The organism is Methylobacterium sp. AC315 (genome assembly GCF_979253755.1).
Genome location: NZ_CEEDEA010000025.1, coordinates 1 through 15,356 on the forward strand (window position 1 = coordinate 1; position 15,356 = coordinate 15,356).

The 15,356-nt window shown below is 66.3% G+C and carries 18 protein-coding genes, 1 pseudogene and 1 riboswitch; of the genes and pseudogenes, 7 read left to right on the forward strand and 12 right to left on the reverse strand.

The annotated features are described in order from the left end of the window. Positions 1 to 234: 234 nt before the first annotated feature. Positions 235 to 480 carry a cupredoxin domain-containing protein gene (locus AC0IY0_RS25055; RefSeq protein ID WP_471766006.1) on the forward strand — a complete coding sequence of 82 codons (246 nt, stop codon included), beginning with the start codon at positions 235 to 237 and terminating at the stop codon, positions 478 to 480. A gap of 35 nt (positions 481 to 515) precedes the next feature. Here AC0IY0_RS25055 and AC0IY0_RS25060 read toward each other — a convergent pair whose 3' ends face one another. The 3 genes from AC0IY0_RS25060 to AC0IY0_RS25070 all read right to left on the reverse strand — a co-directional run bounded on the left by AC0IY0_RS25060 (position 516) and on the right by AC0IY0_RS25070 (position 3,519). After that, on the reverse strand, positions 516 to 1,586 hold the full coding sequence (locus AC0IY0_RS25060; RefSeq protein ID WP_471766008.1) for a hypothetical protein: 1,071 nt from the start codon (positions 1,584 to 1,586) through the stop codon (positions 516 to 518). Positions 1,587 to 1,725: 139 nt separating this feature from the next. Then, positions 1,726 to 2,100 (reverse strand): integron, encoded by a 375-nt coding sequence (locus AC0IY0_RS25065; RefSeq protein WP_147941855.1) that lies wholly within the window; start codon positions 2,098 to 2,100, stop codon positions 1,726 to 1,728. Positions 2,101 to 2,714: 614 nt separating this feature from the next. Further along, positions 2,715 to 3,519, reverse strand: a protein-coding gene (locus AC0IY0_RS25070) for an IS5 family transposase (protein ID WP_471766010.1) whose coding sequence is annotated in 2 segments (ribosomal slippage) — positions 2,715 to 3,192 and positions 3,191 to 3,519 — 807 coding nt in all. Because the reading frame shifts where the segments join, the coding sequence is not laid out codon by codon here. Positions 3,520 to 3,727: 208 nt separating this feature from the next. On the opposite strand from AC0IY0_RS25070, the gene AC0IY0_RS25075 reads away from it, so the two are divergent. Both AC0IY0_RS25075 and AC0IY0_RS25080 read left to right on the forward strand, forming a co-directional pair. Then, positions 3,728 to 3,979 (forward strand): hypothetical protein, encoded by a 252-nt coding sequence (locus tag AC0IY0_RS25075; protein WP_147942009.1) that lies wholly within the window; start codon positions 3,728 to 3,730, stop codon positions 3,977 to 3,979. Positions 3,980 to 4,042: 63 nt separating this feature from the next. Further along, entirely contained in the window at positions 4,043 to 4,309 is a 267-nt protein-coding gene (locus AC0IY0_RS25080; protein WP_147942010.1) for a helix-turn-helix domain-containing protein, read from the forward strand. On the opposite strand, the gene AC0IY0_RS25085 is transcribed toward AC0IY0_RS25080, so the two are convergent. The 6 genes from AC0IY0_RS25085 to AC0IY0_RS25110 all read right to left on the reverse strand — a co-directional run bounded on the left by AC0IY0_RS25085 (position 4,244) and on the right by AC0IY0_RS25110 (position 7,738). After that, positions 4,244 to 4,423, reverse strand: coding sequence for a hypothetical protein (locus tag AC0IY0_RS25085; protein ID WP_187193754.1), 180 nt, complete (start codon positions 4,421 to 4,423; stop codon positions 4,244 to 4,246). The genes AC0IY0_RS25080 and AC0IY0_RS25085 overlap by 66 nt on opposite strands. Positions 4,424 to 5,158: 735 nt before the next feature. Then, a complete protein-coding gene (locus AC0IY0_RS25090; protein ID WP_187193620.1) occupies positions 5,159 to 5,830 on the reverse strand; it encodes a sugar transferase in 672 nt (223 codons plus the stop codon). Positions 5,831 to 6,550: 720 nt separating this feature from the next. Further along, on the reverse strand, positions 6,551 to 6,778 hold the full coding sequence (locus AC0IY0_RS25095) for a hypothetical protein (RefSeq protein WP_147909528.1): 228 nt from the start codon (positions 6,776 to 6,778) through the stop codon (positions 6,551 to 6,553). 7 nt (positions 6,779 to 6,785) lie between these two features. Further along, positions 6,786 to 6,980: a hypothetical protein gene (locus AC0IY0_RS25100; protein ID WP_147909529.1), complete on the reverse strand. Its 195-nt coding sequence runs from the start codon at positions 6,978 to 6,980 to the stop codon at positions 6,786 to 6,788. Then, the gene (locus AC0IY0_RS25105) at positions 6,977 to 7,315 is read right to left on the reverse strand and encodes a hypothetical protein (RefSeq protein ID WP_246692319.1); all 339 of its coding nucleotides are present in this window, start codon (positions 7,313 to 7,315) and stop codon (positions 6,977 to 6,979) included. Before AC0IY0_RS25105 ends, AC0IY0_RS25100 begins: the two co-directional genes overlap by 4 nt. A gap of 150 nt (positions 7,316 to 7,465) precedes the next feature. Beyond that, positions 7,466 to 7,738 carry a hypothetical protein gene (locus AC0IY0_RS25110; RefSeq protein WP_471766014.1) on the reverse strand — a complete coding sequence of 91 codons (273 nt, stop codon included), beginning with the start codon at positions 7,736 to 7,738 and terminating at the stop codon, positions 7,466 to 7,468. Between the two features lie 24 nt (positions 7,739 to 7,762). Between AC0IY0_RS25110 and AC0IY0_RS25115 the strand changes: the two genes are divergently transcribed. Together AC0IY0_RS25115 and AC0IY0_RS25120 are read left to right on the forward strand one after the other, a co-directional pair. Continuing rightward, on the forward strand, positions 7,763 to 8,260 hold the full coding sequence (locus AC0IY0_RS25115; protein ID WP_471766016.1) for a hypothetical protein: 498 nt from the start codon (positions 7,763 to 7,765) through the stop codon (positions 8,258 to 8,260). Next, positions 8,220 to 8,766, forward strand: a pseudogene (locus tag AC0IY0_RS25120) (transglycosylase SLT domain-containing protein). Before AC0IY0_RS25115 ends, AC0IY0_RS25120 begins: the two are co-directional and overlap by 41 nt. Before the next feature lie 356 nt (positions 8,767 to 9,122). Here the strand turns inward: AC0IY0_RS25120 and AC0IY0_RS25125 are convergent. Both AC0IY0_RS25125 and AC0IY0_RS25130 read right to left on the reverse strand, forming a co-directional pair. Beyond that, positions 9,123 to 9,533: a hypothetical protein gene (locus tag AC0IY0_RS25125; RefSeq protein ID WP_147909532.1), complete on the reverse strand. Its 411-nt coding sequence runs from the start codon at positions 9,531 to 9,533 to the stop codon at positions 9,123 to 9,125. Positions 9,534 to 9,930: 397 nt separating this feature from the next. Further along, a complete protein-coding gene (locus tag AC0IY0_RS25130) occupies positions 9,931 to 10,521 on the reverse strand; it encodes a cell wall hydrolase (protein WP_471766018.1) in 591 nt (196 codons plus the stop codon). A gap of 417 nt (positions 10,522 to 10,938) precedes the next feature. After that, positions 10,939 to 11,136: riboswitch (cobalamin riboswitch) on the forward strand. Between the two features lie 240 nt (positions 11,137 to 11,376). On the opposite strand from AC0IY0_RS25130, the gene AC0IY0_RS25135 reads away from it, so the two are divergent. Beyond that, complete coding sequence (locus AC0IY0_RS25135; protein WP_461232478.1) at positions 11,377 to 13,401, forward strand: TonB-dependent receptor; 2,025 nt, start codon at positions 11,377 to 11,379, stop codon at positions 13,399 to 13,401. Between the two features lie 47 nt (positions 13,402 to 13,448). Here AC0IY0_RS25135 and AC0IY0_RS25140 read toward each other — a convergent pair whose 3' ends face one another. Continuing rightward, positions 13,449 to 13,775 carry a DMT family transporter gene (locus AC0IY0_RS25140; RefSeq protein ID WP_147909534.1) on the reverse strand — a complete coding sequence of 109 codons (327 nt, stop codon included), beginning with the start codon at positions 13,773 to 13,775 and terminating at the stop codon, positions 13,449 to 13,451. Between the two features lie 346 nt (positions 13,776 to 14,121). Here AC0IY0_RS25140 and AC0IY0_RS25145 point away from each other — a divergent pair, with 346 nt between their 5' ends. Then, the gene (locus AC0IY0_RS25145) at positions 14,122 to 15,351 is read left to right on the forward strand and encodes a serine hydrolase domain-containing protein (RefSeq protein ID WP_461231463.1); all 1,230 of its coding nucleotides are present in this window, start codon (positions 14,122 to 14,124) and stop codon (positions 15,349 to 15,351) included. Positions 15,352 to 15,356 lie beyond the last annotated feature (5 nt).

Consider the following 15,356-nt stretch of genomic DNA (forward strand, 5'->3'; position numbering starts at 1 on the left):
ATGCGGTCACGCCCGACGAGTGCGCCAACTTCTTCGCTGCCGCAGGATACGAACCAGATTAAACCGAAAATGCTCTAGTGCTAGGCTTGTTTCGCGAAATTATTTACTTGGGTTGTAGCCGTGCCGATACGCAATCTTGGTCGCGGGTTTCTCGTCGGCACGCCTATCGCGCTCATAGCAGGGTTACTCGCGCTCGGACCGGCCCAAGCCGATCTTGCCAACGTCGTCCGCGTCGTGCTGCAGAAGAGTCGGCAATACGCCCCCACCGACCTGTTCCTCCGCCGAGGTGACACCATCGTCCTGGTCAACGGGGACGACGGCGCGATCCATCATGCCTTCATCGAGGCCGATCGGTTCGCGTTCGACGCCGGCGATCAGGAGCCGGGCAAGCAGGCCACGCTGACGCTGAAGGAGCCCGGCGACTTCGTGATCGAGTGCGGTATCCACCCGAAGATGAAGCTTACCCTCCACGTCCAGTAGGATGGCCGCCACCGAGCTCCATCTATCAGGCGGCCTCAGATCACCGGTAGGCCGGTGAGGCCTTCGTACAGGGCTTCGTGGCCGACGTAGTACAGCGCCAGGAAGGTCGCGAGCGCACCGCCGTAGTACGCCGGCGCCCACGTGATGTCGCGGACCCGCACCGCGGTGCGCACGTCGTCGGCGGCAATGCCGAGCAGCACGACGATGATCCCGGAATGCCCGATCGCGTCGACCTTGCCGAACTCGAACACCGCCGAGACGAAAATCGCCGCCAGGATGATCGCCGCAGCGCGTCGCACCAGCGGTGTCCAGATCAGCGCGAAGGCCAGGGTGAACTCGATGACGCCGGCCGCCTGCATGAACAGCTCAGGCGTCGCACCCATGGTCATCTGCGGCTTGGCGGCGAGCAGCGGATCGGTCCACTGCGGGTAGGCCCATTTCTCGACCGAGGCCCACATCAGCGTGACGGCAGCGGCCCAGCGCACGATGTCGAGCGAACGCAGGCCGAAGGGCTTCAGGTTGAGGCCTTGGAAGATCAGGTAGACCGCCACCCCGAGAAACACCGGATAGTCGGCGAGGTGGAACACGCCGTACTGCGCGGTGGCGAAGCTGAACAGGAAGACGATGCCCAGGCCGGTGAGCGGCATGGTCCGCCGCCAGATCAGGCCGGCGGCCAGCGCGAGCTGGAACCACGGGATCCAGGCGACGTCGGTCTTGAGCTCCGGGGTGAGGATGATGCCGCCGAGTTCCCAGAGCGAGACGAAGAAGAAGCCCAGCGTGGCGCGGACCAGAAGTTCGGTGTCGGTGCGGATCCGGGTGGTCACACGATCCAGCGCGTTGAGCAGGGCACCGCCCAGCGGCGTACCCTCGGTCAGGCACCCGAACATCAGGCACAGGATGGCCAGACCGGCGAGCCACTCGAAGTCAGCGCACAGCACCTGCTCAAGGCCACGCGGCTGCCCGGCGACGTCGTAGGCACAGAACCATTTTACGTGAGCGCTGGCGGAGCTCGTACCGGCGAGGAGGGCCAAGGGTGGGGCTGCGAGGCTTGCCAGCGAACGCGTACCCAGGCGACGCGTGAGCCTGAGCGCCGAGACCCGAACCATGATTACCTCGAAAGACGTGGCGGGCACCAACCCGCCTACGTATTTCCTCACAAACAGCGGTATCACGTCAACGAGTTATTAACGAACATTACGCGATGGTTAATAGCTGTCGCGGTGCTTATTGCCTGGGCAAACGACGCTAGTTTCGATCTTTGCTGAGGCTGATGTAGCGCGCCAGAACCCAGCCGTGCTCGCAGGGGCCGGTGTAACTCTGCTCGATCGGCGTGAGGATCGTGGTCCGGCATCCGAGCAGCGCGGAGCCGTAGACGACGCCCAGCCACGGGCCGAGCTTCTCGCAGACCACGACCATGTCGCCGTCGTGCAGGCGGCCGATCTCGCGAAACGGAGCTTCTCCGGGCCCGCTCTGCACCGCCACGAAGCTCTCCGGCTCGGCTCCGAGTTCGATCACACGCCCCTTCTCCGGACAGGCATCGTCGCCGATCGACCCATGCATCAGGATCGGCACGTTCAGAGGGATCGTTTCGGCCTTCGCCAAGCTGGGCAGCAGAAGCATGAGAGGCAGCCCAAGACGCAGGACAGTGGATGACATGAGCGTGCCGCGCTGCCGTATTCGATAGGAAGCGCTATCGCGCTCGCCTGAGTGGGTATGACGGCGAACAACGCCGCCGATGCTGAGGGGATCCTGGCCATGAGCCGGTGCCTGCAGTGTTCAGTTCCCCCCGCCGCACCGACCCTCATGCGACTGCCCGGCCAAGGCCTCACAGGCAGCCTACAGGGAACTGGCCCGGAGAGCGCCTGTCGTCACATGCTTGCCCGCCGCGTGCATTGCGGTGTCGCGAACATCTTGGTCACACTGACGGAAGGAGGCGGTCCTATAGCAGGCCTGGAAGAGACTGTCGCTGGTTAGGCTCGACCGCGCTGAGCCTTGAGGCGCGGCAAGGCGAGCTCCTTCTCTTGCTCGAACTGCGCCAGCGTCATCTCTCCAGCATCTAGTGCACAGACGCCAACGAACGCACCACGTGCTTTCCCGCGAACTAACTGCCATCGCTTGAAAGATCATACTGCCTTGTGTGCGTTTTGCCGGCGTCAGAGCACTAGACGGCGTGCGAGTTGCTCGCGGTACTTGCCCCTGCGGTGCCGTCGCGATCTGAAACTTTTAATTAAGAGTTAGGGACAAAACCGTTTGGCCTGAGTTCGGCAGATGAGGGCGCAGGCGAGTGTCGTGAGGGCGAGGTGGAGGTTGAGGCGTCGCTGGCAGCGGATGGTCAGTCGGCGGAAGCGGGCCAGCCAAGCCAGGATGCGCTCCACGATCCAGCGGTAGCGTCCCAGGTGCTCGCGGATCTCGATGCCACGGCGGGCGATCCGCGGCGTGATGCTACGAGCCCGGCACTCGCGCCGACACCGGCGATGATCGTAGCCCTTGTCAGCGTGCAGCTTGTCGGGCCTGCGCCGCGGGCGACCACGCCGGCCGGTGCGCACGCCCGGCACCGCGTCGAGCGTGGCAGCCAGCATGCGGCTGTCGTGGCAGTTGGCCCCGGTGAGTATCAGGCCGAGCGGCGTGCCGTTGGCGTCCACGACGAGGTGGCGCTTCGTGCCCGGCTTGCCCCGGTCCGTCGGGTTCGAGCCCGTCGCAGAGCCCCTTTTTCGCCGGCAGGCTCGCGCTGTCGAGGGCAGCCCGTGACCAATCGAGCACATCGGCATCCTGAAGCTGCTCCAGCATCACGCGATGCAAGGCGGCCCAGACGCCCGCCGCCTGCCACGCGCCCAGCCGCCGCCAACTCGTCTTGCCGCTGCAGCCCACTTCGGAACGCGGCAGGTGCGTCCTCTGCATGCCGGTCCGCAAAACCAGGATGATGCCGGACAGCGCCGCCCGATCCGAGACGTGCGGCCGGCCACCTTTCGGCTTCTCGGGCTTAGGCGGACGAAGCGGCTCGACCACCGCCCAGAGGTCGTCGGGTACAAGAGCATCCATGCCCTCCCAACCCGCCCGAATGGGTTTTGTCCCACGCTCTTATTCGGTGGGCCCTACGCTTGAAAGAGCCACCACAACAGTGGTCCAGCGCATCAGGAGCAGCCGACTTAAAACTCGGCTTAGATGTAATTTTTATTATTGGAATGGTTCGCCCATCGTAGTAACGATCTTGCGATGGCGTCAGTGCCTCACGAGATCAACATTCTTCATGGCCGAGACCAAAGATCAACGGGAAATCGTGCTGCGCAATCTCGCGACACACGCCGGCTCGGCACGGAGCCGGATGTGCATGTCTTTGGACAATGCAGCCCGCTTGGTTCACCTCACACCTGAGCTCATCGCAACGGTCGAGAACGGCAGCGACTGCTCATCTTCGCTCGCCGAATTGATGCGGCTCGCCCTTTTTCTCGGCCTGACCGAGCTTGGCGAACCCCGCCCTCGGGCGCTTGGAGCTGTGTAGCCACCACTCAAAAAAACTCGCCGAGCAGAAACTTCGGTCCGAGCCTGCACGTACCGAAGGCCCATGATCGATCCAGATAAAAAGCCTGCATCCCTCGATGCGACCCTAGCTGCGCAGGTCCAAGCCGCCCGCCTACGCGGCGCCTACTCGATAGAGACCTTGGCAACGCTCGCCCGGGTTGAGCCCGGGGTGATCACCGAGCTCGAGAACGGCAGACAGGTTTTCGATGTCAGCGCCCGAGAACGCGTCATGGATATCCTTGGTCTACGTCCCGACAGCCTTCGCCATCTCAACAGAGCCGCCGATCCTCTTCTGCGCACCCCGGACTGAGATGGACGTCGGGCCGTCGGCAATCACCAGGATTTCATTCCGCCAGGCATCGCGCTCGCCCTGAACCGCCTTGATCAGCGCATGCATGCTACCGGCGTCGATCGCGGTTTCCATCAGCATGTCCTGGGCGATCGCGAGCTGCTACCACAGGTCGGCATTCTCGCGTGCGATGGGGATAAACGCGCTCACGTCATCGCCCAACCTCTGGCCTTCTGCCCGCGCTGTCGCGTGCCATCATAGGCTGGAACTGGAGCACCAGAGGCGGCTTAGGAGGCCCACACTGTTCCGGCGGCAGGCGTTAGGCGATCCGTTCGGTTGTCCCCACGCCTGACAATCCGCTTTCTTTAAGTGGACGTGAAGCAGGACCTCACAGCCGGCGCATAGGGTCTGACACAACTTCAAAATGTTGTAATTTGTTAAGGTTTTGGCTGCACAAATATGGGTCGTCCGTGTTAAAAAACCTGATGATGCATTGGGCCGCCGTTGTCCTCACCGCCTACGTCGTAGGCTTTGTCGAATTCTGGCGCATATGTGAAGCTGCGCCGACTTCGCGGGACGACGTGGGCAAGGGCGTCGTTTAAGGCCACGCAGGTTTGCGACAGCTACCACGCGGCTTAAAGCGGCTCTACCCGCACCCTTCGAGTTTGAGCCAACTGAGTTGGTTTCAAGGGCCACAGCTGGTCGGACATCCGGCATACCCGGATCGTAGCCGCGATGATGTTCATCGCGATGGACACCAAGCCAGCTAAAACTAGCAGCGTTCGACAGGGTGCCTCGTCGGGTTCAGCGTAATCGCACCAGAGCGGGTTGTCGTCCTGCATGGCGTGGTCCCTCGGCGGCACGGCCACGCTACTTGCTGCCGCGCTGGGCGAGCACGGCCGGGACGGTGCGCAGCATGATCGCGATGTCCCGGCGCAGGCTCCAGCGGCTGGCGTAGTCCAGGTCGAGCGCCACGCGCTCGGCGTAGCTGGTGTCGGAGCGGCCCGAGACCTGCCACAGCCCGGTGACGCCCGGCGGCACGGCAAAGCAGGTCGAGAACGCCCGGCCGTAGCGGGCGACCTCGGCCTGCACGATCGGGCGCGGGCCGACCAGGCTCATCTCGCCGCGCAGCACGTTCCACAGCTGTGGCAGCTCGTCGAGCGAGGTCTTGCGCAGCACCTGGCCGATGGCGGTGATGCGCGGATCGTCGGAGAGCTTGTGCGTGGCGGCCCACTCGGCCCGGGCGCTCGGGCTGGCGGCCAGGTGCGCGGCCAGCACGCCCTCGCCGTCCGTGACCATCGAGCGGAACTTCAGGCAGCCGAAGCTGCGCCCGTCCCGGCCGAGCCGCATGTGCCGGAAGATCGGCGCCTTGCGGTCGCCGGCCCAGACCAGCACGGCGATCAGCAGCATCAGCGGCAGCAGCAGGAACAGCGCGGTCGCCGCCACCCCGATGTCGAGCCCGCGCTTGGCCGCCCAATCCAGCCGAAGCCCACGCGCCACGAACGGCGTATCCGGCAGAACAGCCTCGGTCGCTTCGATCACCGGGCTTGGGACCTTCTCAACATCCACACCAAAATGCGTGATGTCGAGCTTATGCCGCAATGCAAAAACATGCTCGATCTCTTGGTAAATTGCGGTATGCGACATGGCTATGCTTCACAGTAGAGACGGAACGAATGATAAATCATCGGTAAGTTAACGAACTATTACGGCCAACATTCTGTCGATAGTTGAGCATATTAAAAAAATATTGGCGGTCGCCTCAGCAGGCTAATGCTGGTTAACGCCGCGGATCATGTCGCGAATGTGGCAGAACCAATCTGGGAGGTTAAGCTGCATTACGGATATGCATGAGACGCGCACAGTAGTCCCATCATAAAACAATTTTAAATTGTGTTTTTTGACGAAGTTTCGCCTTTGCGGCGCAACAACAAGATCAATCCTGCCGTGGGATTTGAATGGGTTCGAGGTAGGAGCAGAGGCTCGAGTTCTGGGTCGGGTCACCAGTACTCGTTGAGATCCCTGCGGATTGCCTCCGACGATCAGAGATCCGGGCCGTGAGCCGGCGCTTGCGGTGTCCAGTTCCCCCGCCGCGCCGACCCTCCCGCGACTGCCCGGCCGAGGCTTCACGGGCGCCCTGTGGGGAACTGGCCCGGAGAGCGCCTGTCGTCACGAGCTTGGCCGCCGCACGCTTTGCGATGTCGCGAACGCCTCAGGCGCACAGACGGAAGAGGCGACGCTTTAGCAAATCCTGAGATGGTCTCAGAGGGCCCCCTCCAGCAAGCGCTCCATCTGCACGTCGGCCAGGTAGTTCATCAGGCGATCGGCCGTGCCAGAGCTAGCTCCCGCGACCCAAGCTGGAACGGGCAACTGGGTTTGCGGGATGGCGGCAATAACGGACTCGGCCTTCAGCGCAGCCTCCCGCGGTGTGGCGGCGACGAGGAACCGTACCCCCTGAGGGGCTTCGATAAGGAGCGCGATGCAGGTCATGGCGTCCTCAACGGGTCGACTGCGAGAACTGTTTCGTTCTCAATCCTGTTTTCTCGTCCGTCTCGCCGAACGGCTGCAGATCCTCACCGCATGGCTCGGCCTGTTCCACCACGCGCGCGCATTCTCGGTTGGCCTGATTGGTCGAGGTCGACAGCCGGTTGTCGGCAGCCCCTGTTTTGGTCCCGCTGGCCTCGTCTTTCACAGATCTGCAGCCTCAGCGGACATGCGCTTTGCGGACTTGCACCCTCTCCCCCCGAAAAGCAGGGTGGTGATGACCTTCTCTCCGGACGGGGGAGACTCGGCGGCATTCTCCCTTTGGGCCAGCCGTGGCCGGGCGGTCCATTCGGGCGAGACGATCCGCACGATTTTGGTCTCGCTGCGGAAGCCGGTGATCTGACGCTCCTCGACGGTCAGCAGCTCGAGCTTCCGGGCCTCGCAGATCGCGTTGCGCACCGTGGTCTCGGCGACGCCTACGAACGCCGCGAAGCGCCCGACTGCCAGCCGGCAATCCTTCCTACGAATCACCTCGGCGGCCACCAAAGCGAGATCCGCCTGACGTCGCGAAGGTCCTTCGCGGCGCCGGGGCGAGCGTCGCGGTGCTGGGCCGTGCGGTTCGTTTCAAGCCCAACGTCGCGGGTGGCGCGCCCGCGCCCGAGCCTGCGAGTGCGAAGCCGCCCGGCCCTGATGTCAACGATTCTCGATCCTGCAGGCGCCCTGTCCGCGCTGCTGGCCCTGAATGCCGCAGCGGCGCTGAAGCTTCAGCCGCTGGTCCAGTCGAAGCCGGATCCGCGGCACGACCACGGCATTCGACACGGCCGCCCCCCAGAAGCCGATGGGCGTCGCACCTGCGCAAAGCCAGGTGATCTCCTGGATCGAGCGGGCCGTTCTCGCCTCCATCGACGAGCATGCGGAGGATGCCGCAGTGTCGGCCGGATCGCGCGACGGAACCGGGACCGCCACGAGCTTGCCCGCCGAACCCTGCCGATGATCGCGACGGCCATCCGGGAGAAGCTCGAGCGCGCGACCGCGGCCGCCGTGCAAGGCCGGACCCATGCCGATCCGCCGGCTGGCGGCGTCCCGGACGGGCCGCTGCGCGTCCTCAAGATCCGGCTTCGGCCGGACGATCTCGGGGTCGTCACCCTGGAGGTGCAGCTCTCCAACGGCCAGTTTTTAACCCATCCGCGCGCCTCGCAGTCGGAGACCGCCACGCTGCTGCGCGAGCATACGGCGATCCATACCGACCTCCTGAGCCACGGCAGCTACCAAGCCGGGGGCATCGTCGGGCAGGCGCGTTCAGCCGAGGCATCGACCGCGTCGGACGGCTCACGATTTCACGCGTCGCCATCGTTCAACGACGGGGCCCGCGCGGGCAACGAGGGCACCAGACAGCAGCAGGACGAGCAGCGCCAATCGGGCAACAGACGCAAAAGGGAACGGACGGATGAAGTGGTACGTCTTCGTGAGAGCGGCATTTATCTCTAGCGTTGTCACGGCAGTGGCGAATGTCTGCGAGGCCGAGATGGCGCGCGCCTCCGCCCGCTACTGCGTGCCGCTGGGCGTGCTCTACGCCGTCGGCCTGACCGAGGATCGGCAAGCGCGGCTCCCTTCAACCCTACGCCATGAACTTCGCCGGAACCGCCTATTTCGGAACGGGGCCGCGGGACGTGATCGCTCGCTTCACGGAAGCGCGCAGCAAGGGCATCCGCCCGATCGACCTCGGCTGCATGCAGATCAACCACCTCTATCACGGCGGCAAGCTCGGCTCGGTCGAGGCCATGATCGACCGGCTCGCGAACGTCCAGTACGCCACCCAATTCCTCCAGGAGCTCAAGAAGCGAGAGGGCAGCTGGACGATGGCGGTGGCGCGCTACCATGCCGGGCCGAACAACAATGCGGCGCAGAAACAGTATATCTGCCGGGTGGTCGCCAACATGGTCGCGACCGGATTCAGGCAATGGACCCCGGCGGCGACGCAGTTCTACCGGTGATGCACCCTTCGACCGGGGGCGGCCGCGGGCACGCTCGATCACGGTGGCCGGCGCCGATCCCCTCGAGGCATGCCACGTCCCTTCCGGCTAGGCGGCGAGAGATGCAGACGAGGAACGGTTTCTTCAGTGCCAACAGCGCAGATTACCGACCACTCTATGCGGATGCTGCCTATTGGCCGCTCATACGTTGAGCAAGACGGCAAACGCCACCATCCTTCCGGGGCTGGGAGAGCATGATGAACGACGCACCAGACCCGCCCGACGGCGCGTTCGCCAGGACGCTTCTGCTGTTCGCGGTGACCATCGCGGTCATCGCGGTCTCGGCCTACATCCTGATCCGGATGGATTGAGCGCAGTCAGAGGATCTTGCAGCTTCCGTAGCTCATCTTGATCTCGCCGCGATCCTCCGGATTGAGCTGCGCCTCGACGAAGTTCAGCTTGTTCAGGTCGATCAGAAGAAAATATACGCCGTTCTGGCACTTGATCGCGTTGCGCGGGGTCCGTTCATTCAAGCGCGGCGACGCCACCTGACATTCGTAATAGTCGGACCGCCCGGCGGAGAGGACGGTCAGCAAGCCGCCGCCGGAGACCAACGAGAAGGTCCGCGCCCGGTGCGGCTGAGGCTTTGCACCCTCGGGGCCGGGGGCCGCGTCGAGCCCCACCGAGACGTCCTCCGTACAGGTCATCGGGCGGCGCAACTGAGAGGCTGCCGGTGCGATGCTCAGAATGAGGACCGCACCAGCGAGCGCTACCCTGTGGGCAATCATCGGCGGCAGATCCGTGATTCGTGGGTAGTTCTAACCGACAAGCTAAGGCGTCGCCCGTCGATGTAAATCTCGCCTCCGCGGGTCACGGAGCCAATCAACAGATTTACCGCCGCGCGCGATGTCACTTCATCTGCCATGACCGGTCAAGATGGTGCGATCGACAGCACCGCCTCGTTCTATGCCGGTCGATCCGCGTCCCTGTCGGGAGCCGCGTCCCGATGTATGGCTTGCGGCGGCTTCCGCCGGCCCGCGTGGTCGCGGGCGGCCACGCTCGCAGCGGGATGGACACGCGCTGCGAGCGGGTGGTGCCGGGGCGCAGGCTTGCGGCAAGGGGAGGGACCCGCGCCGGAAGCGCGATCCGGATCCGGCAAGGCCGTTCGGATCGTTGTGCGCAGCGCTAACGCGTCGGCGCAGCCGGGCCGGCCGCGTAGCTCGACACCGTCGGGGACAGGGCGGCGGGCGCCGGCGTTTCCGCCTTGGCGGCGCGGGAGTTGCGCTTCTCGTAGAAGGCATTGCCGCCGGCTACGGCCACGTAGTGCATGTTCGTGTACGGGAAGTGGTGGCCGGCCGTGTGGAAATACATCGCCTTCCCGACCTTCGGGTGACGCTCGCCCGCCAGCACCGCGTCGGCGGCATCCGCCACCTTTTGGAGGTCGCGGTCCTGCATCGGCTTGGTCAGGACGCCGGGGGCGAACTGCCCGGGCTGCCCGACCACCGCACAGATGCCGCCCGGGAAGATCGCGGCCTCCATCCGGTTCATGACCACGGTGCCGACGGCCAGCAGACCGGATTCGTCGCTGCGGTTCGATTCGAAATACATGGCCCGGCCGAGGCAGTCGCGCTCGGCGTCGGTGACCACCATCGACGGCTTGCGGCCGGGGATCGATCCTGTGGTCAGGGGTGACGCGGTGTTGCACGCACCGAGGCCGCCGGCGAGCGCCAGCGCGACCAGCCCCGAAACGGTCTTGATCCTCTCGCTACCCTGCATGCATCAGCGCTCCGTCCTCCGGCCTCGGGGCAGGGCGATCGCCCTGCCCGGCGTCGCCACTCTCGATCGTTGTACGCGCCAAGCTTGTGTGCACGTTCGCGGCGAGGATGTGGCGGGCCGGCATGCGTGGATCGCCCCGAACGCCGGTCGGCCCGCGCTGGCGGACCACGGACAGCCCTGGAACGCGGCCCCTCGCGGGACGGACCGGAGCCGCAGCGGGAGCCGCAGGTCCGGGCGGAAAAGCTTCGCGATACCATTAGCGTAGCATCGCCCGGAGCCGTCCGGGATCGGAGGGACGAGTCCCCCGGTCGGCGGCCTCGTTCGGCTGGAACGAGAGCCGGCCGAGGGCCCGGTGTCATCCGATAGACACACACGCCGCCAACCGGTGCCGGGACGTTGACGGGACCCAAGCCTTGGCTCGAAGGTGGCTGGGACGGTTCCCTTCGGGGATCAAAAGGGAACGCGGTGAGGGGTCTTCCCCGAATCCGCGGCTGCCCCCGCAACTGTAAGCGGTGAGCCTTCTCGTCACCACGTCACTGGGCCGCCTCGCCCGGGAAGACGACGAGAGGGCGGCGACCCATGAGCCAGGAGACCTGCCGTCAGTCGTGGTCACACGCGAAACGCGCTGGGCGGGGTGTCCTGGCGGGTGCCGGGACGCCCGCGCGAGCGCGGTCGGCGCGGCCTCGTTCGCGGTGACGTGCCACTGCCGTCGCCCGAGGTCCCGTGTCCCGTCCTGTGCCGCGCTTGACGCCCTCGAAACTGGCCGTGCTGACGGCCCTGGCGCTGCTGCCCCCGGCGGCCTCCGCCCGGGACGGATCCCGGCCGAGCCAGGACACCGAGGCGACGCTCGACGAGATCTCGGTCACCGCAGAGCCTTCCGGGGCCCCGCGGGGCGGTGCCGCCGCGAGTGCGGGCTATGTCAGCGGCGTGACCGGCATCGGCGGCCCGCTCCTGCCCGTGGCTTCCGCCAGCGCGGGGGTGATCACGGGCGCCCAGCTCAACAGCCGGCCGGTGACGCGTCCCGGCGAGGTGCTGGAGGCGGTGCCGGGCCTGATCGTCACCCAGCATAGCGGGGAGGGGAAGGCCAACCAGTTCTTCCTGCGCGGCTTCAACCTCGACCACGGTACCGACATCGCCCTGTTCCTGGACGGCATGCCGCTCAACATGCGCACCCACGCCCACGGGCAGGGCTATGCCGACATCAACTTCCTGATCCCCGAACTCGTCGGCGCGGTGGAGTTCCACAAGGGGCCGTACTTCGTACGCGACGGCGATTTCGCCTCCGCCGGCTCGGTGCGGATCGACTATCTCGACACCGTCCAGAAAAACCTCGCGCTCACCGCCATCGGCAGCTTCGGCTACAAGCGCGCGCTCACCATCGCCTCGACCCCGATCGGGGACGGCAACCTCCTGGTCGCGGCCGACGCACAGGTCTACGACGGTCCGTGGGTGGTCCCGGACGCCCTGCGCAAGATCAGCACCGTCGCCCGCTACAGCCAGGGCACGGCGCTCGACGGCTTCTCGGTCACGGGCATGGCCTATGCCAGCCGCTGGACCGCCACCAACCAGATCCCCGAGCGGGCCGTCGCTCAGGGGCTGATCGGCCGATACGGCACGATCAACCCCACGGATGGCGGGGATACGAGCCGCCTCTCGCTGTCCGGCCGCTTCAGCAGCACCGACGACACAGGCGTGACCCGGGCCTCGGCCTACGTGATCCGCTCGCAGCTCAACCTGTTCAACGACTTCACTTATGTCCTCAACGACCCCGTCGCGGGCGACCAGTTCCACCAGCTCGACCAGCGCATCATCGGCGGCGGCGAGGCGCTGCACATCTTCCAGGGCGCGTTGTTCGGGCGTCCGATGGAGAACGAGGTCGGCGTGCAGACCCGGACCGACAGCATCCGGGTCGGGCTGTTCAACACGACGAACCGGCAATACCGCTCGGGCGTGCTCGACGATCGGGTGCTGGAGACGAGCGGGGCCTTCTATTTCGACAACCGGGTGCGCTGGACCGACTGGCTGCGCACCAGCCTCGGCTTCCGCGCCGACGGCTATGATGCCCGCGTCGCCTCGGACACGCCGGCCAATTCGGGCCGGGCCCGCGACGGCATCGTCAATCCTAAGCTCGGCCTGACCCTCGGACCGTGGTTCGACACCGAGTTCTACGTGAATTACGGCGGCGGCTTCCACTCGAACGACGTGCGCGGGGTGACTGCCACGGTCGATCCGGCAAGCCCCCTGTTCAACATCGGCCGCGCGCCGTTCCTGGTGCCCTCGACCGGCTACGAGGTCGGGCTGCGCAACCGCTCGATCGCCGGGCTGGAGACCAGCCTCGCCTTGTTCCGGCTCGACTTCGCGTCCGAAAACCTGTTCCAGGGCGACACCGGCACCACGGAGCCGAGCCGCCCGACCCGGCGCTTCGGCGTCGAGTGGACGAACCGCTACGCGCTGACGCCGTTCCTGTCGCTGGAGGGCGATCTGACGATCACCAACGCCCGGTTCTCCGATTCCGACCCAGTCGGCACCCGGGTGCCGGAGGCGCCTACCACCATCGCGTCGGCCGGCATCACCTTCGGCGCGCCGCTCGGCTGGTTCGGCTCCCTGCGGTTCCGGTATTTCGGGCCGCGCCCGCTGATCGAGGACAATTCCATCCGCTCGCGCCCGACCGCCCTGTTCAACGGCCGGGTCGGCTACGCCTTCGAGAACGGGGTCAGCGTCTCCCTCGACGTGCTGAACCTGACCAACAGCAAGTCCGACCAGATCACCTACGCCTACGTCTCGCGCCTGCCCGGGGAGCCCGCCGAGGGCCTGACCGACCGCGTGTTCCACCCGGCCGAGCCCACGGCCGTGCGCCTCACCATCGCAGGCCGGTTCTGAGCGCGGCCGATTCTGAGCGCGACCCCGGGGCCCGGAGGGGATCCGGCTCAGTGCTGGCCCTGCCCGGACGCCAGGATGGCCACGCCCACCGCGATGATCGCGATCCCCACTAGCATGGTCGGGCTGATCGCCTCGCCGTACAGCCACGCGCCGCCGAGTGCGGCGCCGATCATGCCGACCCCGGACCAGATCGCGTAGACCACCCCGATCGGCAGCATGTCCATGCTGCTCGACATCAGCCATAGGGCGGTGCCGTAGCCGACCGCCACGATCAGAGTGGGGCCCGGCTTGGTCAGGCCGTCGGCGGCCTTCAGCGCCAGGGTGGCGGTGACCTCCGCGCCGATCGCGAGCCCGAGGATCAGGAAAGGGTTCATCGCGCGGAAGACCTTTTGTGCAGGCGCGGAGCCAGTCTCAAGTGAAAATCGGTTCTTCGGATCGGCAAGGACGATCAGGGGAGGACGATCAGGTAAGGACGGTGGGTTGCAGTTTGTGCGCGGCAGCCTCCTCCCATAAGGTGCCGCCGGCGTTCGGGAGCCCTTTTCCGTCGAATCGATGAAGATTTTCGAATCCTCCGCACTAGGCACGCGCGGCTGAGCGCCGAATTCAACGTCCGACCGGGTTGGCCCTTCGTTAACGCCTCCTCATCATGGTCGCCGCCCGTGCCAAGGCCCCGATCGACGGCGCCACGACAGTGCCGATCCAGAGCGATACCGATCCACCATGACTGCGTCGCCCGCGATCCCGGAAGCTTCGGCCCGCCCCCGTCCGGGCCGCCAGCGGGGCATGCGCTGGGGCCTGATCGCCGCGGCCGGCGGCGGCGTGGCGGCGGGCTGCGCCTGGACCGCCACCGCACTGATCAACGTCCCGAATCCGGTCACGCTGGCAGCCCTGGCGGTCATCGAGCCGTCCGCGATCGGCCCCTGGTTCCCCAGCCGGGTGGTGCAGGCGCCCGAACGGGCCCGCGACCTGGCGTTCCGGCCGAGCCCGATCCTGGAGCGCGTCTCCTGGAAGGGCCGGACGGTTCCGCTCGCGACGATGCTGGCGGAGACGCACACCAACGCCTTCCTGGTGGTGCAGGACGGCGTCCTGATCCACGAATGGCAGCGGCCGGGCACAGGACCGGCGACGCTGTTCCCGTCCTGGTCGGTGGCGAAGTCGATCGTGTCGCTGCTGGTCGCCACCGCGGTGGCGGGCGGCAAGCTCGCGGAGACCGACCGGGTCTCGGCCCTGCTGCCCGAACTGCGCCACGGCGCGGTCTTCGGCCAGATCACCGTGCGCGACCTCCTCGACATGACGAGCGGGATCGCCGTGCCGGAGAACTACGACCCGCAGCATCCGCTGACCGGCACCGCCGGGATGTACCTGACGCGCGACATCACTGCCTTCGTCCGCGACAACGCCCATCTGGCGTTCAAGCCCGGCAGCCAGGGCCGCTACCGCAGCATCGACACCGAGTTGCTCGGCCTGATCCTGGCGCGGGTCGAGGGCAAGCCCCTGGCGAACCTCCTCTCCGAGCGGATCTGGAAGCCGATGGGCGCCCAGGCCGACGCGACCTGGAATCTCGACCGGGCCGGCGGGATCGAGAAGGCGTTCTGCTGCATCAACGCCACGCCCCGCGACTTCGCCCGCCTTGGGCTTCTGGTGGCCGACCAGGGCTTGGCGGGCCAGAACCGCATCATCCCGGCTCGCTGGATCGACCGGATCGAGACGCCGGCCCGCCGGGCGGTCGATGGCTGGCAGTATTCGGCCCAGTGGTGGCATGCCCCCGGGGGCGACGACAGCGACATCTCGGCGATCGGCGTCTACGGCCAGTACGTCTACGTCGACCGCGAGACTGGGACCGTGATCGTGAAGCTCAGCGACCACGGCGCCGAGCAGGATGAGGTCGACACATTGTCGGTGATGCAGGCCATCGCCCGCGATCTCGCTGCCCGCCGCACGGCCCGTTGACCCGG

Excerpts from the sequence above, each read along its gene's own strand:
- AC0IY0_RS25060 (WP_471766008.1), bottom strand. The coding sequence starts at position 1,586 with ATGGTTCGGGTCTCGGCGCTCAGGCTCACGCGTCGCCTGGGTACGCGT.
- AC0IY0_RS25065 (WP_147941855.1), bottom strand. The coding sequence starts at position 2,100 with ATGCTTCTGCTGCCCAGCTTGGCGAAGGCCGAAACGATCCCTCTGAAC.
- AC0IY0_RS25075 (WP_147942009.1), top strand. The coding sequence starts at position 3,728 with ATGGCCGAGACCAAAGATCAACGGGAAATCGTGCTGCGCAATCTCGCG.
- AC0IY0_RS25080 (WP_147942010.1), top strand. The coding sequence starts at position 4,043 with ATGATCGATCCAGATAAAAAGCCTGCATCCCTCGATGCGACCCTAGCT.
- AC0IY0_RS25085 (WP_187193754.1), bottom strand. The coding sequence starts at position 4,423 with ATGGAAACCGCGATCGACGCCGGTAGCATGCATGCGCTGATCAAGGCG.
- AC0IY0_RS25095 (WP_147909528.1), bottom strand. The coding sequence starts at position 6,778 with ATGACCTGCATCGCGCTCCTTATCGAAGCCCCTCAGGGGGTACGGTTC.
- AC0IY0_RS25115 (WP_471766016.1), top strand. The coding sequence starts at position 7,763 with ATGATCGCGACGGCCATCCGGGAGAAGCTCGAGCGCGCGACCGCGGCC.
- AC0IY0_RS25125 (WP_147909532.1), bottom strand. The coding sequence starts at position 9,533 with ATGATTGCCCACAGGGTAGCGCTCGCTGGTGCGGTCCTCATTCTGAGC.
- AC0IY0_RS25130 (WP_471766018.1), bottom strand. The coding sequence starts at position 10,521 with ATGCAGGGTAGCGAGAGGATCAAGACCGTTTCGGGGCTGGTCGCGCTG.
- AC0IY0_RS25140 (WP_147909534.1), bottom strand. The coding sequence starts at position 13,775 with ATGAACCCTTTCCTGATCCTCGGGCTCGCGATCGGCGCGGAGGTCACC.
- AC0IY0_RS25145 (WP_461231463.1), top strand. The coding sequence starts at position 14,122 with ATGACTGCGTCGCCCGCGATCCCGGAAGCTTCGGCCCGCCCCCGTCCG.